Origin of the sequence: Macrococcus sp. S115, assembly GCF_030067655.1 — a bacterium.
Taxonomy (GTDB): domain Bacteria; phylum Bacillota; class Bacilli; order Staphylococcales; family Staphylococcaceae; genus Macrococcoides; species Macrococcoides psychrotolerans.
On the sequence record NZ_JASJES010000002.1, the window covers coordinates 140,454 to 162,767 of the forward strand.

Genomic DNA, 22,314 nt, shown 5'->3' on the forward strand with positions numbered 1-22,314 from the left:
AAAAAAGAATAAGTACATACTTATCCTTTTTAAACATAATTATTCTTCTTCATACGCAACGAGCGAAATCACATCATATCCTTTTAACTTGTCCATACCGTTCAAGTATTTAAGATCGATGATAAATGCAATCCCTGCAACGATACCACCAAGAGATTCAACTAGCTTAATTGTCGCTTCAATTGTTCCACCTGTAGCAAGTAGATCATCTGTTATTAGTACACGCTGACCCGGTTTTATTGCATCTTTATGCATTGTAAGTACATTCGTGCCATATTCAAGTTCATATTCATAGCTAATGACTTCACGGGGAAGTTTTCCTTTTTTGCGGACAGGTGCAAAGCCAATATTCATCGCATAGGCAACCGGACACCCAATAATAAATCCACGCGCTTCAGGACCTACAACGATATCAACTTGTTTTTCTTTTGCATATTCCACAATCTGATCCGTTGCATATTTATATGCCGTACCGTTATCCATGATTGTTGTAATATCTTTGAAATTTACGCCTGGTTTTGGCCAGTCTTTAACCTGAGTAATATATTGCTTTAGATCCATAATATGCCTCCTAGGACAATGAGTTATTCGATAAGATAAATTGTTTTAATTCATCGAATGATGAAAACAATAGCTTACTTTCTAATTTTAACTGATTTAATCGTGCTTGATAAGTACTTGAGCTCGATAAATCGACCTTTTTATCAACTTCCTGCTTTTTTATAAGTTGACCTTCTTTAATAATAAGGCCAAGTTCATGATACACATCCAGCATAAACAACAAAGTATCCGGTGACACATTTATTGTCTGTAGTAAATAACCGCCTTCTTTTTCCAGATCAATCTCTGGCTTTATCATGATACATTTATATAGCAGCTTAAATTTTTCTGCTGTCGGCATACCTTCAAAATATAATTGTCTTGGTGTGTGAAATATAAAATAGATTAATGTCGCATCCACACTGTTATACGTATCTAAAAACTTTTCTTCACTATCCGGAAGATCACGGAAGATAACTTTGTCATAACCCGATATCGTTTCGCCATAGTGAAAATAATGTTCATTTAATTTATTTTTACGTGGATGAATAATCAATGCAGCACGCTCGTCCTTTAAAAACTTGTATGAATTTGGGTGTACATTTCTAAAATCAATCATCTGCATAGCGTCCTGCTTTATATGACGCACAATCATCTGAGGCTGAACGTTACCATTCCATTCGTTCAGCTGCAGCGTACCTGCCAATTTCACTTGACTGCCTACTGGAAGTTCTGACATTCTTGCCCCTTCATTCCACATAAGTGCATTCAGGGTGTTTTGAACAGTCATCTTTAGATGTGCCTGGTTCTGCCCAATCTGCTTCACATCTGTTAGTTCAGCATTCATTAATGAGAGTAACGGCGCACTGAAGTCTGTTCCGAACGGTCGGAGTTTATCCATATCATTAATATTCTTCACTGTAATATCTGACATTTCAATAGCAGCATCAATTTCTATTTCCTGAATGATTTCACCATGAATACGTGTATCTAAATAGTCATTCAAAGCTTTTTCGAGCTGTTCAATATTTTCAATGGGCAATGTCATCCCTGCTGCCATATGATGTCCACCAAATTTAGTAATAAGATTTCTCGATGCATCAAGACTGTCATACATCGATACTTGCGCAATACTTCTTGCAGAGCCTTTCGCGTAGCCATTATCATAATCAATGTTCAATACGATTGCGGGTAAATGATACTGCTCCGTAATTCTACTTGCGACAATACCAAGTACACCTTCGTTCCAGCCTTCCTTTGCAACAACGATAAAACGATTGCCCTTCGCAATTTTTTCTTCAACATCTATCAATGCTTGTTCAGTAATTGAGCTTACAATCTCCTTACGTTCAATATTGAACTGATCGACTTGTTCGCTCATCCATTCTGCTTCATCTTCATTATCTATCTGCAGTAATTCGCATGCTAATCGTGCATCATCTAATCTACCGACTGCATTCAGTCTCGGACCTATAATAAATCCGACTGTTTCTTCTGTGATTTCACCATTAAAAGCCGCTTGCTTAAGTAATGCCTTCAAGCCCATCGGTGTATGCACATTTAAGGCTTTAAGTCCACGCTTTACGAGCGCTCGATTCTCACCCGTCAATGATACAAGATCACTGATTGTACCAATCGCAACAAATCCAAGTAAGTGCTCATTCATCTGTCCGTTTAATGCACATGCAAGCTTATAGCTCACCCCAACCCCTGCAAGATGATGAAAGGGATAGCTGCCGTCTGGATGCATCGGATGCAGAATTGCATAAGCATCTGGAAGCGTCTGACCAATCTCATGATGATCTGTAATAATTACATCTATCCCTAGTTCGTTCACAATATTTACTTCATGATGACCTTGTATCCCGTTATCAACCGTAATGATTAAAGATACACCCGCATCACTCGCTTCACGAAAAGCCTGCTCATTTGGTCCGTAGCCTTCTGTAAAACGATTCGGAATGTACCAGCCTACGTTTGCACCGATAGACTTCAAGCTATCAACGAGAACAGTGACGCTCGTCACACCATCTGCATCATAGTCTCCATAAACGAGTATCATTTCGTTATTATCTATTGCGGTTTGAATACGCTTAACCGCCTTACTCATGTCATGCATAGCAAATGGATCATGAATGTCATCTGCTGCAAAAATATCATGTAATGCTGCGTCCGTCACAATATGACGAGATTCTAATATTTTCTTATTAATTTCAGTGATGTGATATTTTTTAATTAACGCTGCAGGAATTGTATCTACAGGTTGTTTGACTGTCCATACAGTTTTATCCACAACAATCCCCCTATATAAGTTTGCCTATTATTTATCGATATCTAATAAAAGTTGATAAAATATTTCTATCGCATCAAAGATGACTGATTTATCCAGATTCATATCAGGATGATGCAATCCATGTTCCATATTACACCCAATCCCTAGCATTGTCGACTTGATATCCGGCAGTGCATACGTATAGTTATGGAAATCTTCTGCACCTGGAGTATAGATGGTATCAACATATTCAAATCTTTTGCTTTTTATCGCTTTTTTCAGAAGTTCCTTCGCATCTGGATCTATTTGTGCAGCTACTGTATAACCGTCAATCCTAGTATTGATCAATACATCTTGTTCAGCATATTGAACTTTACTATCATCAAGTATCTTATTAAAAACTGCGATCAGTTCATCCATCGTATCATTATAATTGGCTCTAATATCAAAAGTTACGCTTACGTGCCCAGGAATGGAATTATCTTGTCCGTTCATCGTATTAATCTTTGTCATCTTAACAGAATAATTACGGTTACTTCCCATGTTGATACGCTTTATATGTTCATATATCTCCATTACGATATCAATACTGTTAATTGATTCCCACGGTCGTCCCGCATGCCCTGCTTTAGTAATTACATCCATATAGATTGTACCACTTGCACCATGCTGTATACTTGCAGAAAACTGACCTTTTTTAAGTTCATTTAAAGGACGTACATGCATACCAAATAAATAGTGTACATGTTCGAGAGCTCCTTGTTCATGTTCCACAACATACTTCGCGCCTTCTCCTAGTTCTTCAGCAGGCTGAAAAATAAACTTTAACGTATGTTTCGGTTTATAGTTCATCTCTTTTAGCTTTAAGATGAAGCCTGTTAATATCGTCATATGAACATCATGTCCACATGCATGCAGCACTTTCAATTCATTATTTAAACGGTATGGAAGCGCATCGATATCCGTACGAAATGCAATTGCATCTTTAATCTTACCATCAATTTGCAGCAAAAAACCGGTTTTGTTGAAGCGTTCAATGGTATAGTCCTTTAAATACGTGGTTAAATACTCTGTCGTCTTCTGTTCCTTCCAGCTTACTTCTGCAATACTGTTCAATTCTGTATTAATTTCTTGCATTTCATTTTTAAAGGTGGTGCTATTCATTTATTTCACTCATTTCGAATTGTCGTGTCGTTATTGCATTTAAACTTTGCTGATCTATTTCTATTCCAAGTCCTGGTGCCTCACTTAAGTAGACATATGGAATTTCATATTTTAAATTTCCGATTTCCTTACTGAATAACAGGGGTCCTGTCAGTTCAGTAGACTGTACATTATGATGGCTCATTGCAACATGATACCCCGCAGCACTGCCGATAGAAGATTCGACCATAGAACCTATTTGGCATGGAATATCATGTGCCTCAGCGTAATTAATAATATGAACTGCTGCTTTTATACCCCCACACTTCATTAATTTAACGTTGATTAAATCTGTATTAATATTAAGTTGTACAAGCTGCTTAACATTTAATATACTCTCATCAACCATCAACGGTACTTTCATATGGTCATATAAGTAATTTAGCCCTTCAATTTCCTTATAACTTAACGGTTGTTCTATCCACATTAAATTCGGATAATCTAATTGATTGACCATTTGTGCAACACGTTTCGGCGAAGACCACGCTTGATTACAATCGACACGAACTTCAATCGATTCGTCTACATAATCCAGAATCTGTTCTAACTTTCTGCAGTCCGATACCACATCTCCACCAAGCTTGACTTTAATAACATTGTATCCCTGTTCTATTAAAACATCGATATCATCCTTTAGTTGCTCAAATGGTTTAACGCTTAACACTTTTGCATATGATAGTCTGTCTTTCGTTTTACCACCTAGTAATTCATATAATGGGAGTCCAGCCTTCTTCCCAAGAATATCATGTAATGCAATATCTACAGCTGCTTTTATTGAAGGGTTATGAATGATTAAGTCATCTAATCTATTCAGTATCGCATTAATGTTCAGCGGATTTCTGTTAATCAATGCTGGTGCAATGACATGCTGCATAATTTCAAAAGCTGCATTCACATGTTCCCCATTTACATGTTCATCAGGTACAGCTTCACCATATCCTGTAATGCCTTCGTCTGTTTCTATTGCTAAAATAAATGCCGGCATATAAGGATACGTAGCATAATTAATAACGAATGGTTCTTTTAACGGCAATTCAATTTGATAGCCTGTTATCTTAGTTATTTTCAAGTTCATCCCCCTTTGACTTTACTATTTATCATATCATTTTTTACACAAAAATAGAAAACAGGATATACGCATTTATTTATTTAACAAAGCCCGGGGAACTGTAGTTGTATACAGTTCCCCGGGCTTAGTTTGCCGATCAATAGTCAGCTATTAGACGTAGATTTTTTCTTCGTTCGGTTTCTTCTCTTCATAAACAATAAGTTTGCCGTTTGATTTTTTCAGTTGTTGTTTCTTTAGCATTCCCCAAAGTGGTACTGCAATAAAGACTGAACTGAAGACGCCTGAAATTAATCCGACAAGCAATGCAACCGAGAAGTTAAAGATACTTGTTGCACCGAGTAACATTAATGCGATAACTACGATTAATACTGTCAACACCGTATTGATTGAACGCGTCATCGTCTGACGAATCGAACTGTTTACGATATGATCGATTTGTTCTGGTGTTGTGATAACTTTAATCTTATGTAGATTCTCACGGACACGGTCAAATGTAACGATCGTATCGTTAATTGAATAACCTATAATGGTCAGAACTGCTGCAATGAATGTAACGTCTACTTCCAGGCGGAATATAGTGAAGAATGCAATGATTAAAAATGCATCATGTAATAAAGATAATACGGATGTCAGTCCCATACGCCATTCAAAACGGAATGTAACGTAGATGATGATTCCGATTGAAGCGATAATCACGGATTTAATCGCATTTTTCGCTAATTCTTTACCAATTTCACTTGATACCGTGTTTACGTTTGGCTCATGTCCATATTTTTTAGAGAATGTTGATTTTAAATCATTGATTTGTTCCTTCGTTAACGGATCTTTATATTGTACAGATGCCATTTTTGGATTTTCAGCATTTACGACAACATTTTCACTTGGCATCTTTAACGTTTCTAGCTCTTTTTTAAGTCCATCTTCTTTTAATACTTGTTCACTTTTAATGTCTACACGTGAACCACTCTTAAAGTCGATACCTAAATTTAATCCCATCATCGTAACAATGATACTTCCAATGATAATTGATGCTAATGATAAGCCTAGCAATGGTTTTGCTAACTTCACAAAATCAATACGTTCCCAGGCTGATTTTAAATCCTGAACATCCATACCTTCTGCAATATCATGACGATGCGCTCTGTTGACACCAAAGAATGAAAACTTATTGTCAAACATTCCGGAGTTTACAGCAAGTTTGAGTAAGAAACGTGATAAGAATACTTGCGTAACAAAGATCATTATTATACCAAGCAGTAACATCGTTGCAAACCCTTTTACACTACTCGTTCCAAGGAAGAATAGCACTAATGCAGCCAGTACAGTTGTCAAGTTGGCATCCAATATTGTTAAGAAAGATGAATTCGAGCCTTTTTTGAAGGCTTGTTTGATACTTCTTCCGATTCTAATTTCATCCTTAATACGTTCATACATTATGATATTTGCATCGACTGCCATACCTACACCTAGAACGAGCGCGGCAATGCCTGGTAATGTCAAAACACCTGAAATCAAATTAAAGGCGATCATCGTTAACCAGATGTAGACCGACAATGAAATTACGGCAATAGTTCCTGGTAATCTGTAATAGAGTATCATGAACAAGAAGATTAATCCGACACCAATTGCAGATGCCAATACAGTATCATGTAGTGCATCCTGGCCAAACTGTGCACCAACAGATGTTGAATATACTTCTGTTAATTTCACTGGAAGTGAACCAGAATTTAATAGATCAGCAATTTGTTTTGCACGAATTAAACCATCTTCTCCATTAAATCCACCTGAAATTTCAACATTTTGGGAGTTGATTTCCTGTGATACACCTGCTGCACTCACATATTTTGGTTGTTTTCCCTGCTGTTCTTTTTTTGCTTCTTTCTCGTAGCTATCCTTACCTTCTTCAAAATCCATCCAGATAACCATTATATTTGGATCTTGTTGAGAGATTTTTCTAGTGATTTTAGCAAATTTTTCAGCTGATTTTAATTTTAAAGTAACAACAGGTGCATTGTTTGTCTGATCAAAGCTTTGCTTTGCACCGCCTTGAACAAGATCCTTACCGCTTAATAACAATTTGTCATTTGCATCACGAATTGTCAGATTGGCACTTGTCGATAATATCTTTCTCGCTTCATTCTGATTTTTAACGCCTGCTAACTGTACTCGAATTCTATCTTTATTCTCAATCTGAATTTTAGGTTCGCTTACTCCAAGTACGTTAACACGAGATTCAAGGGTCTTGCTCGTGGCTTTAACAACTTCTGGTGTGATCTTATCTTCTTTTTCAAGTTTATCAACTTTATAAAGTACTTCAAAGCCACCTTGCAGATCTAAGCCGAGATTTACTTTATTCATAATGTCTTTTGCTGTTACACCCATTGTACTGAACAATAATATAGTCAGCAGCAAAAGGGCAACGATTCTGCTACGTTTCTTCACACTTTCACCTCTATAATCCTTTTGATGTAAAAAGTATACATCTAAATTCTGAAGGAATCAAAATTATTTATTAGATACTCCTTTTATCGCTTGTTTTTCGAATGTCATTTCAGTACCTTTATTATTGACGATTAAAGTAACAAATTGATTATCTACAGATTTAACAGTTCCTTGTAATCCTCCGATTGTAGCGACTTTATCTCCACGCTTTAAATTTCTGATCAGCTGCTGCTGTTCTTTCGTACGCTTTTGCTGGGGTTTAATCATAAAAAAGTAAGCAACTGCAAAAATTGCGACTAATGGTAATAAATTGATTAACAATGCTTGTGTTTCTGGGCTCATCTCTGTACCTCCTAAAAGTTTTTCGGATTTTCAACGTTTAATCCGTATTCTTCAAAAAATTCTTCCTTAAAATCTAATAAACGGTCATTTCGAATCGCTTCACGCACTTGTTCCATTAAATTAAGCAAGAAATGCAGATTATGAATTGTCGTTAAACGAATACCAAATGTTTCATCCGCTTTAATCAGATGGCGTAAATAGGCTTTCGTATAATTTTTGCATGTATAGCAGTCACATTTTTCATCTAACGGTGTGAAATCTCTTTCATATTTAGCATTTTTCACAACGACGCGTCCTTTAGATGTCATACATGTTCCGTTTCTTGCAATTCGTGTCGGCAATACACAGTCAAACATATCAATACCACGAATCGCACCTTCAATTAACGCATCCGGAGAACCAACGCCCATTAGATATCTTGGTTTATTAAATGGCATAAGTGGCGTCGTATGTTCAAGTATTCGGTACATTATTGGTTTTGGTTCACCTACAGACAGACCACCAATAGCATAACCCGGGAAGTCCATCGAAACAAGATCCTTTGCAGACTGTGTGCGTAAATCCTCATATTCTCCACCTTGAATAATACCAAATAGCGCTTGGTCCTGGGGACGCTGGTGCGCTTCTAAGCAACGTTCTGCCCAGCGTGAAGTTCTTTCGATACTCGCTTTAACGTATTCATAGGTTGCCGGCATCGGTGGACACTCATCAAAAGCCATCATAATATCTGAGCCAAGATCATTTTGAATATGCATTGCTTTTTCAGGGCTTAAAAATAATTTAGAACCATTCAGATGATGCCTGAAATGCACACCTTCTTCTTCAATCTTACGCATATCGCTTAAGCTGAATACCTGAAAACCGCCACTATCTGTAAGAATCGGACCGTCCCAGTTCATAAACTTATGTAATCCTCCCGCCTCACGGATAACATCATTCCCAGGACGTAACCATAAATGATACGTATTACTTAAAATAATTTTTGCATTCATCGCTTTTAATTCTTCCGGGCTCATCGTCTTAACTGTAGCTTGCGTACCTACTGGCATAAACATCGGTGTTTCAAATGAACCGTGTGGTGTATGCACAATACCAAGGCGTGCGCCAGATTGCTTACAAGTTTTTATATGTTCATATGTTACTGCGTTCATAGTTCTCTCCTTTAATAGATAAACATTGCATCTCCGAAGCTGAAAAATCGATATTTTTCGTTCACAGCTTCATGATATGCATTCATTATAAATTCTTTCGTTGCAAGACTTGAAACAAGCATCACTAATGTTGACTTTGGGAGATGGAAATTTGTAATCATCGCATCCACTGCTTTAAACGAATAACCTGGATAAATAAAGATATCCGTCCAGCCACTCTGTGCTGTAAAATGACCGGAATCATCCACAATTGTCTCTAACGTACGTGTTGAGGTTGTACCTACTGTAATAATTCGGTTTCCACCATTACGTGTGTCATTTAATAGCTTTGCTGTTTCTTCGCTCATCTCGTAATATTCACTATGCATCTTATGACTTTCAACATCATCGACACTCACCGGACGAAATGTACCGAGACCTACATGCAGCGTGATATATGCGATATTAATACCTTTAGCTTTAATATCTTCAAGCAAAGATTCTGTAAAATGTAATCCTGCAGTAGGCGCAGCTGCACTTCCCGTAGCACGTGCATAGACTGTCTGATATCGGCTTTGGTCTTCTAGTGTTTCTTTAATATAAGGGGGTAAAGGCATCAACCCAAGCTCATCCAGACGCTCCTGAAGTATCCCATCATAGCTCAGCTGCATAATTCGGCCGCCCTGATCAAGTTCCTCCACGCAAGTTGCAATAATCTTACCCTCACCGAATGATATGCGCGTTCCAATCGTAACACGCTTTGCCGGCTTGATCAGAACTTCCCAGCCGTTATCATGTTCTGTCAGCATCAGCATTTCAATCTTCGCACCTGTATCTTCCTTTAAACCGAACAATCGTGCTGGCATAACCTTCGTATCATTCAGTACTAAAGTATCTCCTGCATTCAAGTAATCGATTATCGATCTAAAGTTTGTATGCTTGATTTCACCGGTATGCTTATTCAGTGTAAGGAGTCGACTTGCTGTACGGTCTTGTAATGGTGTCTGAGCAATAAGAGACTCCGGTAAGTTAAAATCGAATTCATTTACATCCACAATTATTTCCTCTTTTCATTAACGTATGGCACATTCAGATGTTCATAGGCATGTACAGTTGCAACACGCCCTCGTGCAGTTCTTTCTAGTAAGCCTTTTTGAATCAAGTAAGGTTCATAAACATCTTCTAAAGTTATGCGTTCTTCTCCTATGGAGACTGCAATCGTATCTAATCCTACTGGTCCACCATTGTAACGTTCGATGATGGCACGTAAAATCTTGTGATCGATATGGTCAAGTCCATATTGATCCACTTGTAATAGGTTCAATGCATGCGTCGTCATTTCAATATCAATTAGTCCATTATTTCTAACTTGTGCAAAATCTCTTACACGCTTTAACAGTCGATTCGCTATTCTTGGAGTACCTCGACTTCTTAGCGCAATTTCCTGTACAGATTGTGCATCTATTGAAACCTCAAACACATCTGCTGTTCTTGACACAATATGGGACAAGTCTTTTATCTCATAGTAATCCAATCTCAGATGGACGCCAAATCGATCCCTAAGCGGTGCTGACAAACTTCCTGCCCGCGTAGTGGCTCCAACAAGCGTAAATGGAGGAAGATCGATTCTGATACTTCGCGCTTCCTCTCCTTTTCCAACTACAATATCTAAGCAGAAATCTTCCATCGCAGGATAGAGTACTTCTTCTACAACACGTGATATTCTATGAATTTCATCAATGAACAAAACGTCACCCGCATTTAGGCTCGACAAGATTGCTGCTAAATCTCCTGGTCTTTCAATTGAAGGACCAGATGTAATTTTGATATTGACATCGAGTTCATGCGCAATAATATTCGCGAGCGTCGTCTTACCTAATCCTGGCGGCCCATAGAGTAGTACATGATCAAGCGCTTCATTTCTGAGCTTTGCAGCTTGAATAAAAACATCAAGATTCTCCTTTATCTTATGCTGTCCAATATATTGGGAAAGTCGCTCTGGTCTAAGAGAGAGTTCTTCTTCAACTTCATCATGATCAATTAAATTGTTATCAACGATTCTATCGTCCAAAATAACACATCCTTTTTATGACACAAACATCTGCAATCCTTGCTTTACATACTCATCCACACTACTAAACTGTTTTTTCTTGAGCTCTTTTTCAATCTTAGAAATCTCTCGCTTTGAATATCCTAATGCTTCAAATGCAAGCAATGCTTCGTTTAATAGTGTATCATTTACTTCTTTAAATAATTCACTTTCATCCGCAATCGTCAATTTACCTTTTAAATCTAGAATGATTTGTCTTGCCGTCTTCTTCCCTATTCCTGGGAATTTAATTAAATAACTTTCACTCTCCGACTCAATTGCTCTAATAATCTCTTGAGGAGTACTTGTAGCTAATATTGCAAGCGCTGATTTTGGTCCAATTCCTGTTACTTTATTCAAAGCGTTAAACATCGCTTTCTCTTCCTCATCTTTAAAACCATAGAGTAACTGTGCATCTTCTCTTACAACAAGCTGTGTATGAAGTGTAATCATCTGATTTAACTGATGATTAAACCGGTAAGGGTTCGGAGTTAGACATTCATATCCTATCCCACTCACTTCAATTACAAGATGCGTTGGCAGTACTGTTATTACTTTACCTTTTAAATATGCGTACATAGTTCCTCCTATAAGCTCATTCCAAGGAGCTTTACATCATTAACATGCTCTATCGAACCAATTGCTTCAATAAGTTCGTTAATTGTCATGTCGATATTTGTAGCATTCAATGAAATCGTAATGGTCGTCTTCTCTTTAATCGGAATGGTCTGATGTATCGTTAATACTGACCCATTCTGTAACGCAATAAAGGATAGTATCTTACTTAAAAGTCCGACCTTATCATCCACTTGTACCATTATCGTCAAATTCTTCTCACGCGCCTTTTCATCAACCGGGAAGATCGTATCCTTATATTTATAATAAGCGCTTCGTGATAAATCATGTTTTTTAACGGCATCAAAGATAGATAGTTTAGGATTCTTATCGAGTAGATCCTTGATCAATAGTGTCTTCTTTACAGATTCAGGCAGTACATCTTCACGTATTAAATAAAATTTCTTTTGTGTCGTCATTAAATACACCTTCTATTCAATAAATTCAAATTCACCACGCAGAATACGTACTGTATCTCCATTTTTTGCCCCACGTTCACGCAGTGCATCATCGATACCCATCGTACGCATTTGTCTAGCAAAACGGCGCACCGACGCATCTCTTGTGAAGTCTGTCATCTTGAACAGACGTTCTATCGAGTTACCGCTTACGACATATGCACCGTCGTCATCACGCGTAATTTCAAAATGATCCACTGATTTCTCATGTTTATACATGACACGATGAACTGCACTCGCTTCTTCATCTAGATCATAATCGATATCTTTCGTTTCATCTAATATATCGGCGGTTTTATATAGTAATGTATCAATATTTTGATACGTTGCCGCACTCAGTTCGATGATTTCAACGTCTTCTTCCAATTTAGATTTAAATTCCTGTAAATATTCCTCAGCATTTGGCATATCCATCTTGTTCGCTACAATAATTTGAGGACGACGCGCAAGCTTTTCATTATATTGCTTCAATTCTTTGTTTATCGTTGTATAGTCTTCAAATGGATCACGACCATCCGTACGTCCCATATCGATCATGTGGATAATAACACGCGTACGCTCAACATGTTTAAGAAACTGATGTCCAAGCCCAACACCTTCTGATGCTCCTTCTATTAACCCTGGAAGATCCGCCATCACAAAACTACGTTGATCTTTCGTCTGAACTACACCAAGATTTGGTTTAATCGTAGTAAAGTGATAGGCACCGATCTTAGGCTTTGCTTTAGAAACAATCGATAGTAAAGTAGATTTACCTACACTTGGATACCCAACGAGGCCAACATCTGCCAGTAACTTTAATTCGAGTGAAACTTCTATTTCCTCACCCGGTTCACCATTCTCACAGAAGTCAGGTGCAGGGTTACTTGCAGATGCGAAGCGGGAATTTCCTCGTCCACCACGACCGCCACGTGCAACTACTGCACGCTGTTCATGTGTCACCAAATCTGCAATAATTTCACCCGTCTCTGCATTTTTGATAACTGTGCCAGGCGGAACTTTTAACACTAGATCTTTCGCTCCGCGACCATGCATATTGCTCGACTGTCCATTTTCACCTTGTTCCGCTTTAAACATACGTTGAAATCTGAAATCAAGCAGTGTTCTGAGACCCTCATCTACTTCAAATACAATTGAGGCACCCTTTCCACCATCCCCACCTGATGGTCCACCGAGTGGAACATATTTTTCACGACGATAAGCAACGATTCCGTTACCACCATCTCCTGCTTTTAAATTAATCTTTACCTGATCTATAAACATTTAGACACCTCTTTTATTTATTTCATATTCATATTCTACTAAATTCTGATTCATTTCAGTTATTGCCGGATGTATCGCTTTATCCATAATCCTCCCTGTTAAAACAAATAACAGTTCAAATGCAGCTTCAGTTTCAAAGATACTGATCGTTATCAGTCCCTTTTCTTCAATACGATGTCCGGCATCTGCAAACACATCATTAAATATTGACGAAACACGCCTATCATATAAGCCAATTGCACTTGATAGCGTACCTATTTCAAATGCGAAGTCAAATTTATGCTGTTCTATTTTGTATCGTATGTAACAATCAATCGTCTGATTTAATGGCAACTTTAAAAAGTCTTGTTCATCTTTAAATGACATGACAACGCTTTGTATAAGTCTATCTCTTTTCTCATGTTCTCCGAGCTGTGTATATGTATCTATCAACTGCAATTGGTTTGCAAAATCATGTTTCATCTTAAAGTATATATCTCGGCGATTCATTTCCTCACCTCTTATATAGTATAACATGGAATAACACTTTGTATACGTCAGACGAACACTATTATGTGTGATAAAAAAAGGACAGCATACAAAATCATTGAGGATTTTGTACATGTCCGGTATTAAATAAAATGAAAAAGGACTTGAGACAACTGTCCCAAGTCCCACGATTCACATTATTTCGCTTCAGCGTATACTGATACTTTCTTTTTGTCGCGTCCGAAACGTTCGAATTTAACAACGCCATCAATTTTAGCGTAAAGCGTATCATCTCCACCACGACCTACGTTCTCACCAGCAAAAATTTTAGTACCGCGTTGACGGTATAAAATTGAACCACCAGTTACGAATTGACCGTCAGCACGTTTAGCACCTAAACGTTTTGATTCAGAGTCACGACCGTTACGTGTAGAACCTACCCCTTTTTTCGATGCGAAGAATTGTAAGTTTAATTTTAACATGAGTTACACCTCACTTATAATTTAATTTTATATACTGTCCGTATTCAGCTTCAATTGTCTGTAGCGACACGAGCATTGACTGTATGATCAGTTGCGCTTCCTTATTATTAAGGTCTACAACTCTAGCAGTAAAATAACCGCCATCATCTGCATAATCAATATCGGGTCTTTCATCTGTCAAACCCATAACTGCATTCATACTACCAAATACAACTGCTGATGCGCCCGCACACACAAGATCCTGCCCATGAGGTGCGCTATCCGCATGGCCTTCCATAGTAAACTCAGTTACTTGTCCATCTTCATTGACCAAGACGGTAACATTAATCATTACGCGTTAATCGCTTCAATAACTAATTTTGTGTAAGGTTGACGATGACCTTGTTTACGTTTGTAGTTTTTCTTTGGTTTGTATTTGAATACAGTGATTTTTTTACCGCGACCGTGTTTTTCAACCTTCGCTGTAACAGTAGCACCTTCAACTACAGGTGAACCAACTTTAACTGTTTCTCCACCAACCATTAATACTTGATCAAACGTGAATGTTGAACCTTCTTCTGCGTTTAATTTCTCAACCCAGATTTCTTGACCTTGCTCAACTTTTAATTGTTTTCCACCAGTTTCAATAATTGCAAACATACTTGCACCTCCTATTATTTATAAGTCACGCCATCTTTAGGTGGATCACTCACTTAAACCTAAAGTTGTGCGGTTGTATGTAGCTTGAAACTACTCAACTTCAATATGATATCATCAGAATTGTAAATAGTCAATTTTAAATTGTATATTTATCTAATATTTTAAGAAGTATCGGAAACACAATGATAATAAACAGGAAATTAATAAGTAATGTCGGAATTAAATGCGTGAAAACAAATCCAAAACCACCTGTTGTGGCCAGCCCAAGTACCTTAACTGTTATAAACTTAAAGCTTTCGAATAACAATACAAATAACAGCAATAAAGCAATCATCATCTTTAAGTCTTTATAAAAAACTTTAAAGAGCTGGTCCATCAGCAACACTGCAATAATAAATCCAAATGTATAGAGCCCGTATATATTGCCAATGTAAATGTCACATAGAATACCAAATAAAATGGCTAAGATCAGTGCAATTTTCGGATTCTTATATACCGTTAGTATCAGCAAGTATATTAATACGAGGTGGGGTATAAAGTAGAGCTCATATCCAAAGAAGTTTATAGGCATAAATGTCGTTATTAAATTATTTATAAGTAACAGCAACAATGCGATAGCAGGAAAAATAATGATTTGCATTATTCTCCACTTCCTTCAAGCGTAACAGCTTTGGGACTTTTCTTCGCGATATATACTTGGGAAAGACCTTTTAAATCTGCAGAAGTTTCAACATACGCAATCTGGCTAAGACCATACTCATCATTTTCTACTTTTTTAACTTTCCCTATAAGAATTCCTTTAGGAAACTGACCTCCAAGTCCACTTGTCACAACTCTCGTTCCAACTTTAACTTTAACGTTATTATCAATGTCAGAAATTACCAGCAAGTTCTTCTTATCATCAAAATGGTCTACCATACCGAAGATTTCTTCATCACCCTGCTGAAGCGTGACACTAATTTTACTTGCTTTAACATTTGAAGTAATCATTTCCACTTGTGATGAGTAGCTATTTACTTTCTTTAGTCGACCGACCAATCCTTCAGTCGTAATTACAGCCATATTCTCTTTGAAACCGGAAGATTTCCCTTTATTAATGATCATCGTATTCATCCACTGATCATGATTTCTACTGATGACAGTTGAAATTTCAGGCTCATAGATGGAAATACTTTCTGTCTTTAAGGCATGACGTAATTCTTGGTTCTCTTTATCAAGCCTATAGTTATCAGCTTCCACCTGCTCAAACCCCTTTATCTTTTGTTTGAGCTTCTTATTTTCTTCATTAGCATCCCACATATGTATTACATTGCTGAAGTTCGATGTTACAAACATAGCAGGATAGGATACAATACGCTGACCAGCTGCAACGGTATCTCCAGCAAATGCTTCTGCTGTAGAAGTTGCGCGCTCTTTTAAAGATACACCGACGAATACGATAAAGACAATCAGCCCGAATAAAATAAAGACCAGTTTATTTCTTTTGTAGAAATTAGGCAACATTAACACCTCATTATAGAATATTCAATATATTATAAGATACCATATTTAAGCTTTAATCTGATTATTTTTTCATTATTTTCATCAATTATTTTTTTATCTATATTGCCGTTTTCAACATTCGATTTAACATATTGAATCAGTGTATCAACATCTACAGCATCACTTCCGATGAGCATGATTGTCTCACCTGACTGAAGCCCACGAACAACTGCCTCATTCAAAGAATAGCGATTACTGATTGCACCCATATTTAGATCATCTGAAATGATAACGCCTTTATACCCGAGCCTTTTCTTTAATATATTTGTCACAATTTCTTTACTGATAGATGCCGGGTAGTTACTATCGATGCTCGGAAATGAAATATGGCTGACCATTATCATATCGATTCCATCATCAATATGTCGTTTAAATGGAAGCAGTTCGAACTTCATAAGCTCATCAAGTGATTTATTGCTCACAGGTAGTGTCACGTGACTATCTGCAACCGTATCTCCATGCCCTGGAAAGTGTTTGCCACTCGTAATGATTCCGCTATCGTTTATGCCTCGACGAAACGAACGACTCATGTCCGACACTGTATTTGCATCGTGACCAAAACTTCTGTCTCCAATTACTTTATTCACTGGATTGCTCCAAATATCCAGTACAGGTGCAAAGTCCAGATTAAATCCCATACGTTTCACATTTTCTCCAATATATCTCCCCTGCTGATATGCATACTGTTTATCATGCGATAAACCTATTGTGTAGGCGGATTCAATATTTTTTATAGAAGCTGGCAATCGATTCACTCTGCCGCCTTCTTGATCTATTCCGATAAACATCGGTATGTCAGTGGCATTGTGAAAGATATCCCGATTCAGTTGCGTTACTTGAGATTCATTCACTATATTTCTCTTAAACAAAATAACACCACCAATTTTGCGAGCAGAGTATCTTTTTAAGGCTGCATTATAATCCGTACCGTTAAAGCCCAGCACGAGCTGTTGCGCTATCTTTTCTTCAAGTGTCATTGAACTTGCGTAATAAGTGGTCAGATTAACATGTGATAACTTCTGTATTTCAACGATAGGATGTTGTACTTTAGCTATTTTATGATTATTGCATGCAGTTAATATTAAAAAGACAGGAATAAGTAGAATTAAAATAAAGTGATTGTGTTTCATATATTCTCCTAGTTCATAGTGTGGGACTTATGAATGATAACATTCTAAGTTATATTTCAAGTTGTTTATAAAAAAACAAGAACTATACAGAAAATAACATACATTTTCTATGCATAGTTCAAGTTATATTATTGGTGTATTTATCATACCATTAATAGGCTGAAATATCCTTTAATTCAATTCTTTGACTGCGTTTTGTTAATGCTTGATCCAGCGCATACTCATCAGCATAAACTTGTACTTGCTGTTCCCCAAATCGATAGAGAATATAATCATTACCACGCTTACCAGCCAGATATTCATCGTTATATCCCATTAAACTTAAACCTGAAACTGCCATAAACTCCTGCTTGTCCATGAAATTAAATGCATTTTTAACTTGAGATAAAGGAATATTTCTAAATAATGCATTATCTTCGAGGTTGTATGTGACTGCTTCTCTTTCATTCTCTGGTTGATTCGGATTATTTGCAAACGGATTGAGCTGTATAATTAAATATATCATGATACATACAGTCACAATCAGTGTTAATTTTATTATTGCTTTCAAAAACTTAAACATTCGGACCCCCTACCTTCTTACATAACTATAATGTAAAACAGGGATAGCTTCATCCGTCTTAAGATGGAAATCACGGGACATTACGTAAAATTTCGTGAGTACTCCATCTTCAATCATCGATATTTCCTTATTAAATTCAAATCCAATGCGATGGTATAAATAGATCGCTCTCGTGTTAAATGATGCAACAGTGAGTCTGAAATGACAGACATCTTGATACGCATGATAAAAGTGCATGATCATCTTAATAAAGGACCTGCCATACCCTTGACCGATAAATTTTGGATTCAGCGCGAAACCAAAGTCTATCTCATACAAATTTGTCGACATAAAATCGACTTGGGCGCTATCACCGTCACAAAAAAAACCAAATATATCATCATCCTTATATACAACATAATAATGTCCATGCAAAAATTCCTGAATAGCGCTTTGTTCGCCATTCAGGTTATAGTGTGCATATGCCTCTCCAAAATTCCATAGACTGATTGCCTGTGCACTGTCTTCATCCATATCCCTAATAATAAGCATCTCATTACCTACCTGACTGTAATGCATACATTTTAGCATATTGACCTCGAAGTGCAATTAATTCTTCATGTGTGCCATGCTCAATAATCTCACCCTTATCCAGCACGATAATCTGATCTGCATTCTTAATTGTAGACAGTCGATGTGCGATAACAAATGTTGTACGTCCACTCTTTAATACATCCATCGCCTGCTGAATCATCGCTTCAGTTTCTGAATCTATGCTAGCTGTTGCTTCATCGAGAATCAGTATTTTTGGATCAAATGCAAGTGCACGTGCAAATGAAATTAACTGACGCTGTCCGCTCGATAAAGTGGCACCACGTTCTACAACTTCAGTATCAATCCCTGCCTCAAGCGACTGCAGTACGCGGTGACCGCCTACGCGCATTAAGGCATGCTCTGCAGTTTGGCGTGATATACTTTCATCACCTAAAGTAATGTTGCTTAGAATTGTACCTGTATATAAGTATGGATCCTGTAAGACGATACCCATACGACTTCTCATAGAAGCTTTTGTCACCGACTTCGTATCTACTCCATCGATTAGAATCTGCCCTTTTGTTGGGTCATAGAACCTAAAGAGCAGATTCATAATGGAGCTTTTACCAGAACCTGTATGACCGACTAAACCAACTGTCTCTCCAGGTGCTGCCTGGATATTAATATTTTTAAGGACAAGTTCATCTTTTTTATAGCCAAACGATACATCTTGAAACTTCACTTCTCCACGTGTTATCACCAGTTCGTCCTGCTCAATGATTTCTGGCGTTTCATCCATCATTTCAAACACACGATTGCTTGATACACGTGCTTGTTCCAATACGCTTAGCTGATTAACGATATTGAACATTGGATTAAATAATCGCGTCAAATAATCTACAAGAATATACATCATTCCTGCTGTTAATGTCGCTTCATTCGATAAGAATGACTGACCAAATATATAGATCATGATTAAAAACACCGCAGAACGTATAATTCCCATCAAATTATGACTTGTTAATGAATCTAGCTTAATAATTCGTTCATAGTTCTTTAAATACTCTTTATTCAGCTCTTCGTATTCCTGCTGTATCTTCGCTTCTTGATTGAAAGCCTGAATAATCGCCATCCCATTGATCGATTCATTCAGCATCGCATTCATATCACTGTTTCGTTCACGAACGATATGATTATATTTATCTGAAACCTTACGATAGATCAACAGCCAGAAAAACAATAATGGTACAACAATCAATGCCAGCAGTCCTACTTTTGCATTAAAATAGAATATGACAATAATAATCCCTAAGATATTTGCAAAACCTGCGATATATGTCGGAAGCATCACTGTGAAAAGTTCAAGAATCGTCTGAGTATCATTCGTAATTCTTGCAACAACTTTTCCAGCAGGCAAGTTATCAAAGTATTTTATCGGTAATTTCTGAATATGTTCAAACAAGTTTGTTCGTAGATGTTTTATAACATTCGAACCCGCTGTCTGAAAGGCAATTGTCTGATAATAACTCATAATTGCATAGATTAAAGCAATAAGGAAATATAATCCAAGCAGCTGAAATATAGGCTGCATATTGATTATTTCACCGGCATCCTTGATATGATGATCGATAATATACATTCCTATTATCGGACCTGATAATTCAGTAACGACTGCAAAGAAAAGAATGATAAAACCTGCGATAAATAATTTCTTTTCTTTTACTGCTTCATGATAGAGACGTTTCGTCGTACTCATGACGACTCACCTCCTAGTTGTTGTCGATTAAACTGTTCTTTATACCATCCATCCTGTGCAATTAGTTCATCATGTGTACCTTCTTGTACAATGATTCCTTCAGAGAGCACGACAATATGATCGGCATGCTGTACAGCAGAAAGTCTATGCGTGGAAATAATGGTTGTCTTACCTTTACGTGAAGATTCTATATTCTCGATAATCGCTGTTTCCGTCTTTGCATCTACAGCACTTAAAGAATCATCAAGTATAAGAATATCTGGATTTTTAATCATCGCACGTGCAATCGAGATACGCTGTTTTTGACCTCCAGATATCGCTATCCCTTTTTCTCCTACCAATGTATCCAGACCAGATGGCAGTCTTTTGATATCTTCATCAAAGTTTGCAAGGCGTATAGCTTCAGCGATCTCTTCCTCGGTCGCATCGTCTTTACCAAACTTAATATTTTCTCGAATTGTCCTTGAGAATAAGATATTTTCCTGGGATACGTAACCAATTTTATCTCTTACTTCTTTTTTTGTTAGTCGATCCAGAGCAACATTTCCTAAAGTTATCTCCCCTCGTCCAAGTGGATATTCTTTTAGTATCTGCTTAATTAATGTCGTCTTTCCGCTTCCAGTCGGACCAACAATCCCTAAAGTATCTCCCGAGTCCAGGTGGATCGAAACATTTGATAGATTGACTGTTTCGCTCGATGGATATTGGAACGTCACAGCTTCAAATGCAACATTATGGTCGTCAGGTACAACGTGGTCAATCGGTTCCAGTAAGGCATCCTGAGCATCTAACGTTTCCATTACACGATCCAATGATGCATTGCCACGCTGCATAATATTAAAGAGCATGCCGATTGCAAACATTGGCCATACAAGCATATTCAAATAGACGTTAAATGATATTAATGCACCGACCGTAATTTCACCTTGATTGACCAGAAAGCTTCCATACCCTAGCGCAATCATAAAACTTAAAGCCGTAATAATAATAGTTAGAGGCTTGAATAACGCATCAAGTTTCTCTACGTGGATAAATTTATTTACTACATCTGTGGTCATATGACGGAAACGTTCGTTTAAATTTTCTTCCTGAGCAAACGCTTTCGATACCCTAACTCCTTCTATAGACTCAAGTACACTGTCATTCATTTCACCGAATGCATCTTGACTCACTGTATAGCGTTCATGAATCATCTTACCGAGTTTCTGCTCGATTATCGCTAAAAATGGAAGCGGTAATAATGCAGCTAACGTTAATTTCCAGGATACAAGGACTGCCATTGTTGCAATAATTGTAATCATGTAAGTCGTACTATCGACTAATGTCAATATTCCGAAACCAACAGTCATACGAATTGCACTTAAGTCATTTGTCGCTTTGGCCATCAAGTCTCCTGTTCTGTTTTTCTCATAGAATCCCGGACTCATCGTCAGAAACTTTGCCATCAACTTTCTGCGCATCATACTCTCAAGCAGTTGAGATCCATTAAAGAGTAGATAACGCCATAAGAAATTGATGATATAACTAAGGATAATCGTAATTAGGAAGACAAGCATTATCCAGTTAAACTTTGATGCGTTCAACGTCTTCAAGTTAACTGCATCTATCGTCTGACCAATTAACCATGGTGGAATGACTTCAATTACATTTGCTATTAACAAAACGATGATCGCAATAATATAACGTTTCTTCTCCTGTTTAAAAAACCAGCTTAACTTACTTAAAACATCAAACATATTCCATCTCCTTTCTCCTTAAACACAAAAAAGCACACACTCCCATAAAATGAAAGCATGTGC

General features: G+C 37.3%; 23 protein-coding genes and 1 other annotated feature. All 23 genes read right to left on the reverse strand.

What is annotated here, in order from left to right; genetic code table 11:
- Positions 1–39: 39 nt before the first annotated feature.
- The 23 genes from QNJ52_RS03875 to QNJ52_RS03985 all read right to left on the reverse strand — a co-directional run bounded on the left by QNJ52_RS03875 (position 40) and on the right by QNJ52_RS03985 (position 22,251).
- The gene (locus QNJ52_RS03875; protein ID WP_219492305.1) at positions 40–561 is read right to left on the reverse strand and encodes an adenine phosphoribosyltransferase; all 522 of its coding nucleotides are present in this window, start codon (positions 559–561) and stop codon (positions 40–42) included.
- A 10-nt stretch (positions 562–571) separates the two neighbouring features.
- Positions 572–2,839 carry a single-stranded-DNA-specific exonuclease RecJ gene (gene recJ / locus QNJ52_RS03880; protein ID WP_419956638.1) on the reverse strand — a complete coding sequence of 756 codons (2,268 nt, stop codon included), beginning with the start codon at positions 2,837–2,839 and terminating at the stop codon, positions 572–574.
- Positions 2,840–2,860: 21 nt separating this feature from the next.
- Complete coding sequence (locus QNJ52_RS03885; RefSeq protein ID WP_219492311.1) at positions 2,861–3,976, reverse strand: amidohydrolase; 1,116 nt, start codon at positions 3,974–3,976, stop codon at positions 2,861–2,863.
- Positions 3,969–5,084 (reverse strand): mandelate racemase/muconate lactonizing enzyme family protein, encoded by a 1,116-nt coding sequence (locus tag QNJ52_RS03890; RefSeq protein ID WP_219492314.1) that lies wholly within the window; start codon positions 5,082–5,084, stop codon positions 3,969–3,971. Before QNJ52_RS03890 ends, QNJ52_RS03885 begins: the two co-directional genes overlap by 8 nt.
- Before the next feature lie 150 nt (positions 5,085–5,234).
- Positions 5,235–7,526: a protein translocase subunit SecDF gene (gene secDF / locus QNJ52_RS03895; RefSeq protein WP_219492317.1), complete on the reverse strand. Its 2,292-nt coding sequence runs from the start codon at positions 7,524–7,526 to the stop codon at positions 5,235–5,237.
- Between the two features lie 63 nt (positions 7,527–7,589).
- Positions 7,590–7,868: a preprotein translocase subunit YajC gene (gene yajC / locus QNJ52_RS03900; RefSeq protein ID WP_219492320.1), complete on the reverse strand. Its 279-nt coding sequence runs from the start codon at positions 7,866–7,868 to the stop codon at positions 7,590–7,592.
- An 11-nt stretch (positions 7,869–7,879) separates the two neighbouring features.
- On the reverse strand, positions 7,880–9,019 hold the full coding sequence (gene tgt, locus QNJ52_RS03905) for a tRNA guanosine(34) transglycosylase Tgt (protein ID WP_219492322.1): 1,140 nt from the start codon (positions 9,017–9,019) through the stop codon (positions 7,880–7,882).
- 11 nt (positions 9,020–9,030) lie between these two features.
- The gene (queA, locus tag QNJ52_RS03910) at positions 9,031–10,053 is read right to left on the reverse strand and encodes a tRNA preQ1(34) S-adenosylmethionine ribosyltransferase-isomerase QueA (protein ID WP_283721917.1); all 1,023 of its coding nucleotides are present in this window, start codon (positions 10,051–10,053) and stop codon (positions 9,031–9,033) included.
- Between the two features lie 2 nt (positions 10,054–10,055).
- Positions 10,056–11,069 carry a Holliday junction branch migration DNA helicase RuvB gene (gene ruvB / locus QNJ52_RS03915; RefSeq protein WP_219492326.1) on the reverse strand — a complete coding sequence of 338 codons (1,014 nt, stop codon included), beginning with the start codon at positions 11,067–11,069 and terminating at the stop codon, positions 10,056–10,058.
- A 15-nt stretch (positions 11,070–11,084) separates the two neighbouring features.
- Positions 11,085–11,666, reverse strand: coding sequence for a Holliday junction branch migration protein RuvA (ruvA, locus tag QNJ52_RS03920; RefSeq protein ID WP_219492329.1), 582 nt, complete (start codon positions 11,664–11,666; stop codon positions 11,085–11,087).
- An 8-nt stretch (positions 11,667–11,674) separates the two neighbouring features.
- Positions 11,675–12,121, reverse strand: coding sequence for an ACT domain-containing protein (locus QNJ52_RS03925; RefSeq protein ID WP_219492331.1), 447 nt, complete (start codon positions 12,119–12,121; stop codon positions 11,675–11,677).
- A 12-nt stretch (positions 12,122–12,133) separates the two neighbouring features.
- A complete protein-coding gene (obgE, locus tag QNJ52_RS03930; protein WP_219492333.1) occupies positions 12,134–13,423 on the reverse strand; it encodes a GTPase ObgE in 1,290 nt (429 codons plus the stop codon).
- Positions 13,424–13,912 carry a Spo0B domain-containing protein gene (locus QNJ52_RS03935; protein WP_219492335.1) on the reverse strand — a complete coding sequence of 163 codons (489 nt, stop codon included), beginning with the start codon at positions 13,910–13,912 and terminating at the stop codon, positions 13,424–13,426. It lies immediately after the preceding gene.
- A gap of 176 nt (positions 13,913–14,088) precedes the next feature.
- Positions 14,089–14,373, reverse strand: coding sequence for a 50S ribosomal protein L27 (gene rpmA, locus QNJ52_RS03940; RefSeq protein ID WP_041636048.1), 285 nt, complete (start codon positions 14,371–14,373; stop codon positions 14,089–14,091).
- 10 nt (positions 14,374–14,383) lie between these two features.
- The gene (locus QNJ52_RS03945; RefSeq protein WP_012657189.1) at positions 14,384–14,704 is read right to left on the reverse strand and encodes a ribosomal-processing cysteine protease Prp; all 321 of its coding nucleotides are present in this window, start codon (positions 14,702–14,704) and stop codon (positions 14,384–14,386) included.
- Complete coding sequence (gene rplU, locus QNJ52_RS03950; protein WP_012657190.1) at positions 14,704–15,012, reverse strand: 50S ribosomal protein L21; 309 nt, start codon at positions 15,010–15,012, stop codon at positions 14,704–14,706. The genes QNJ52_RS03945 and rplU overlap by 1 nt, the downstream gene beginning before the upstream one ends.
- Positions 15,013–15,025: 13 nt before the next feature.
- Positions 15,026–15,097, reverse strand: a sequence feature (ribosomal protein L21 leader region).
- Between the two features lie 51 nt (positions 15,098–15,148).
- Complete coding sequence (gene mreD / locus QNJ52_RS03955) at positions 15,149–15,652, reverse strand: rod shape-determining protein MreD (RefSeq protein ID WP_219492338.1); 504 nt, start codon at positions 15,650–15,652, stop codon at positions 15,149–15,151.
- Positions 15,652–16,515, reverse strand: a complete 864-nt coding sequence (mreC, locus tag QNJ52_RS03960; RefSeq protein ID WP_219492341.1) for a rod shape-determining protein MreC — start codon at positions 16,513–16,515, stop codon at positions 15,652–15,654. Before mreC ends, mreD begins: the two co-directional genes overlap by 1 nt.
- Positions 16,516–16,544: 29 nt before the next feature.
- Entirely contained in the window at positions 16,545–17,684 is a 1,140-nt protein-coding gene (gene nagZ, locus QNJ52_RS03965) for a beta-N-acetylhexosaminidase (RefSeq protein WP_283721918.1), read from the reverse strand.
- Positions 17,685–17,835: 151 nt separating this feature from the next.
- The gene (locus QNJ52_RS03970) at positions 17,836–18,246 is read right to left on the reverse strand and encodes a DUF4930 family protein (protein ID WP_219492346.1); all 411 of its coding nucleotides are present in this window, start codon (positions 18,244–18,246) and stop codon (positions 17,836–17,838) included.
- A 9-nt stretch (positions 18,247–18,255) separates the two neighbouring features.
- On the reverse strand, positions 18,256–18,777 hold the full coding sequence (locus QNJ52_RS03975) for a GNAT family N-acetyltransferase (protein ID WP_219492349.1): 522 nt from the start codon (positions 18,775–18,777) through the stop codon (positions 18,256–18,258).
- Between the two features lie 4 nt (positions 18,778–18,781).
- A complete protein-coding gene (locus QNJ52_RS03980) occupies positions 18,782–20,515 on the reverse strand; it encodes an ABC transporter ATP-binding protein (RefSeq protein ID WP_219492350.1) in 1,734 nt (577 codons plus the stop codon).
- Positions 20,512–22,251, reverse strand: a complete 1,740-nt coding sequence (locus QNJ52_RS03985) for an ABC transporter ATP-binding protein (RefSeq protein WP_219492353.1) — start codon at positions 22,249–22,251, stop codon at positions 20,512–20,514. Before QNJ52_RS03985 ends, QNJ52_RS03980 begins: the two co-directional genes overlap by 4 nt.
- Positions 22,252–22,314 lie beyond the last annotated feature (63 nt).

Bases quoted from the DNA above. Each gene is read 5' to 3' on its own strand.
- QNJ52_RS03980 (WP_219492350.1), bottom strand. From the start codon at position 20,515: ATGAGTACGACGAAACGTCTCTATCATGAAGCAGTAAAAGAAAAGAAA.
- QNJ52_RS03885 (WP_219492311.1), bottom strand. From the start codon at position 3,976: ATGAATAGCACCACCTTTAAAAATGAAATGCAAGAAATTAATACAGAA.
- mreD (WP_219492338.1), bottom strand. From the start codon at position 15,652: ATGCAAATCATTATTTTTCCTGCTATCGCATTGTTGCTGTTACTTATA.
- mreC (WP_219492341.1), bottom strand. From the start codon at position 16,515: ATGTTGCCTAATTTCTACAAAAGAAATAAACTGGTCTTTATTTTATTC.
- nagZ (WP_283721918.1), bottom strand. From the start codon at position 17,684: ATGAAACACAATCACTTTATTTTAATTCTACTTATTCCTGTCTTTTTA.
- QNJ52_RS03945 (WP_012657189.1), bottom strand. From the start codon at position 14,704: ATGATTAATGTTACCGTCTTGGTCAATGAAGATGGACAAGTAACTGAG.
- QNJ52_RS03925 (WP_219492331.1), bottom strand. From the start codon at position 12,121: ATGACGACACAAAAGAAATTTTATTTAATACGTGAAGATGTACTGCCT.
- yajC (WP_219492320.1), bottom strand. From the start codon at position 7,868: ATGAGCCCAGAAACACAAGCATTGTTAATCAATTTATTACCATTAGTC.
- QNJ52_RS03985 (WP_219492353.1), bottom strand. From the start codon at position 22,251: ATGTTTGATGTTTTAAGTAAGTTAAGCTGGTTTTTTAAACAGGAGAAG.
- ruvA (WP_219492329.1), bottom strand. From the start codon at position 11,666: ATGTACGCATATTTAAAAGGTAAAGTAATAACAGTACTGCCAACGCAT.
- QNJ52_RS03935 (WP_219492335.1), bottom strand. From the start codon at position 13,912: ATGAATCGCCGAGATATATACTTTAAGATGAAACATGATTTTGCAAAC.
- QNJ52_RS03875 (WP_219492305.1), bottom strand. From the start codon at position 561: ATGGATCTAAAGCAATATATTACTCAGGTTAAAGACTGGCCAAAACCA.
- QNJ52_RS03975 (WP_219492349.1), bottom strand. From the start codon at position 18,777: ATGCTTATTATTAGGGATATGGATGAAGACAGTGCACAGGCAATCAGT.
- rpmA (WP_041636048.1), bottom strand. From the start codon at position 14,373: ATGTTAAAATTAAACTTACAATTCTTCGCATCGAAAAAAGGGGTAGGT.
- rplU (WP_012657190.1), bottom strand. From the start codon at position 15,012: ATGTTTGCAATTATTGAAACTGGTGGAAAACAATTAAAAGTTGAGCAA.
- tgt (WP_219492322.1), bottom strand. From the start codon at position 9,019: ATGAACGCAGTAACATATGAACATATAAAAACTTGTAAGCAATCTGGC.
- obgE (WP_219492333.1), bottom strand. From the start codon at position 13,423: ATGTTTATAGATCAGGTAAAGATTAATTTAAAAGCAGGAGATGGTGGT.
- QNJ52_RS03970 (WP_219492346.1), bottom strand. From the start codon at position 18,246: ATGTTTAAGTTTTTGAAAGCAATAATAAAATTAACACTGATTGTGACT.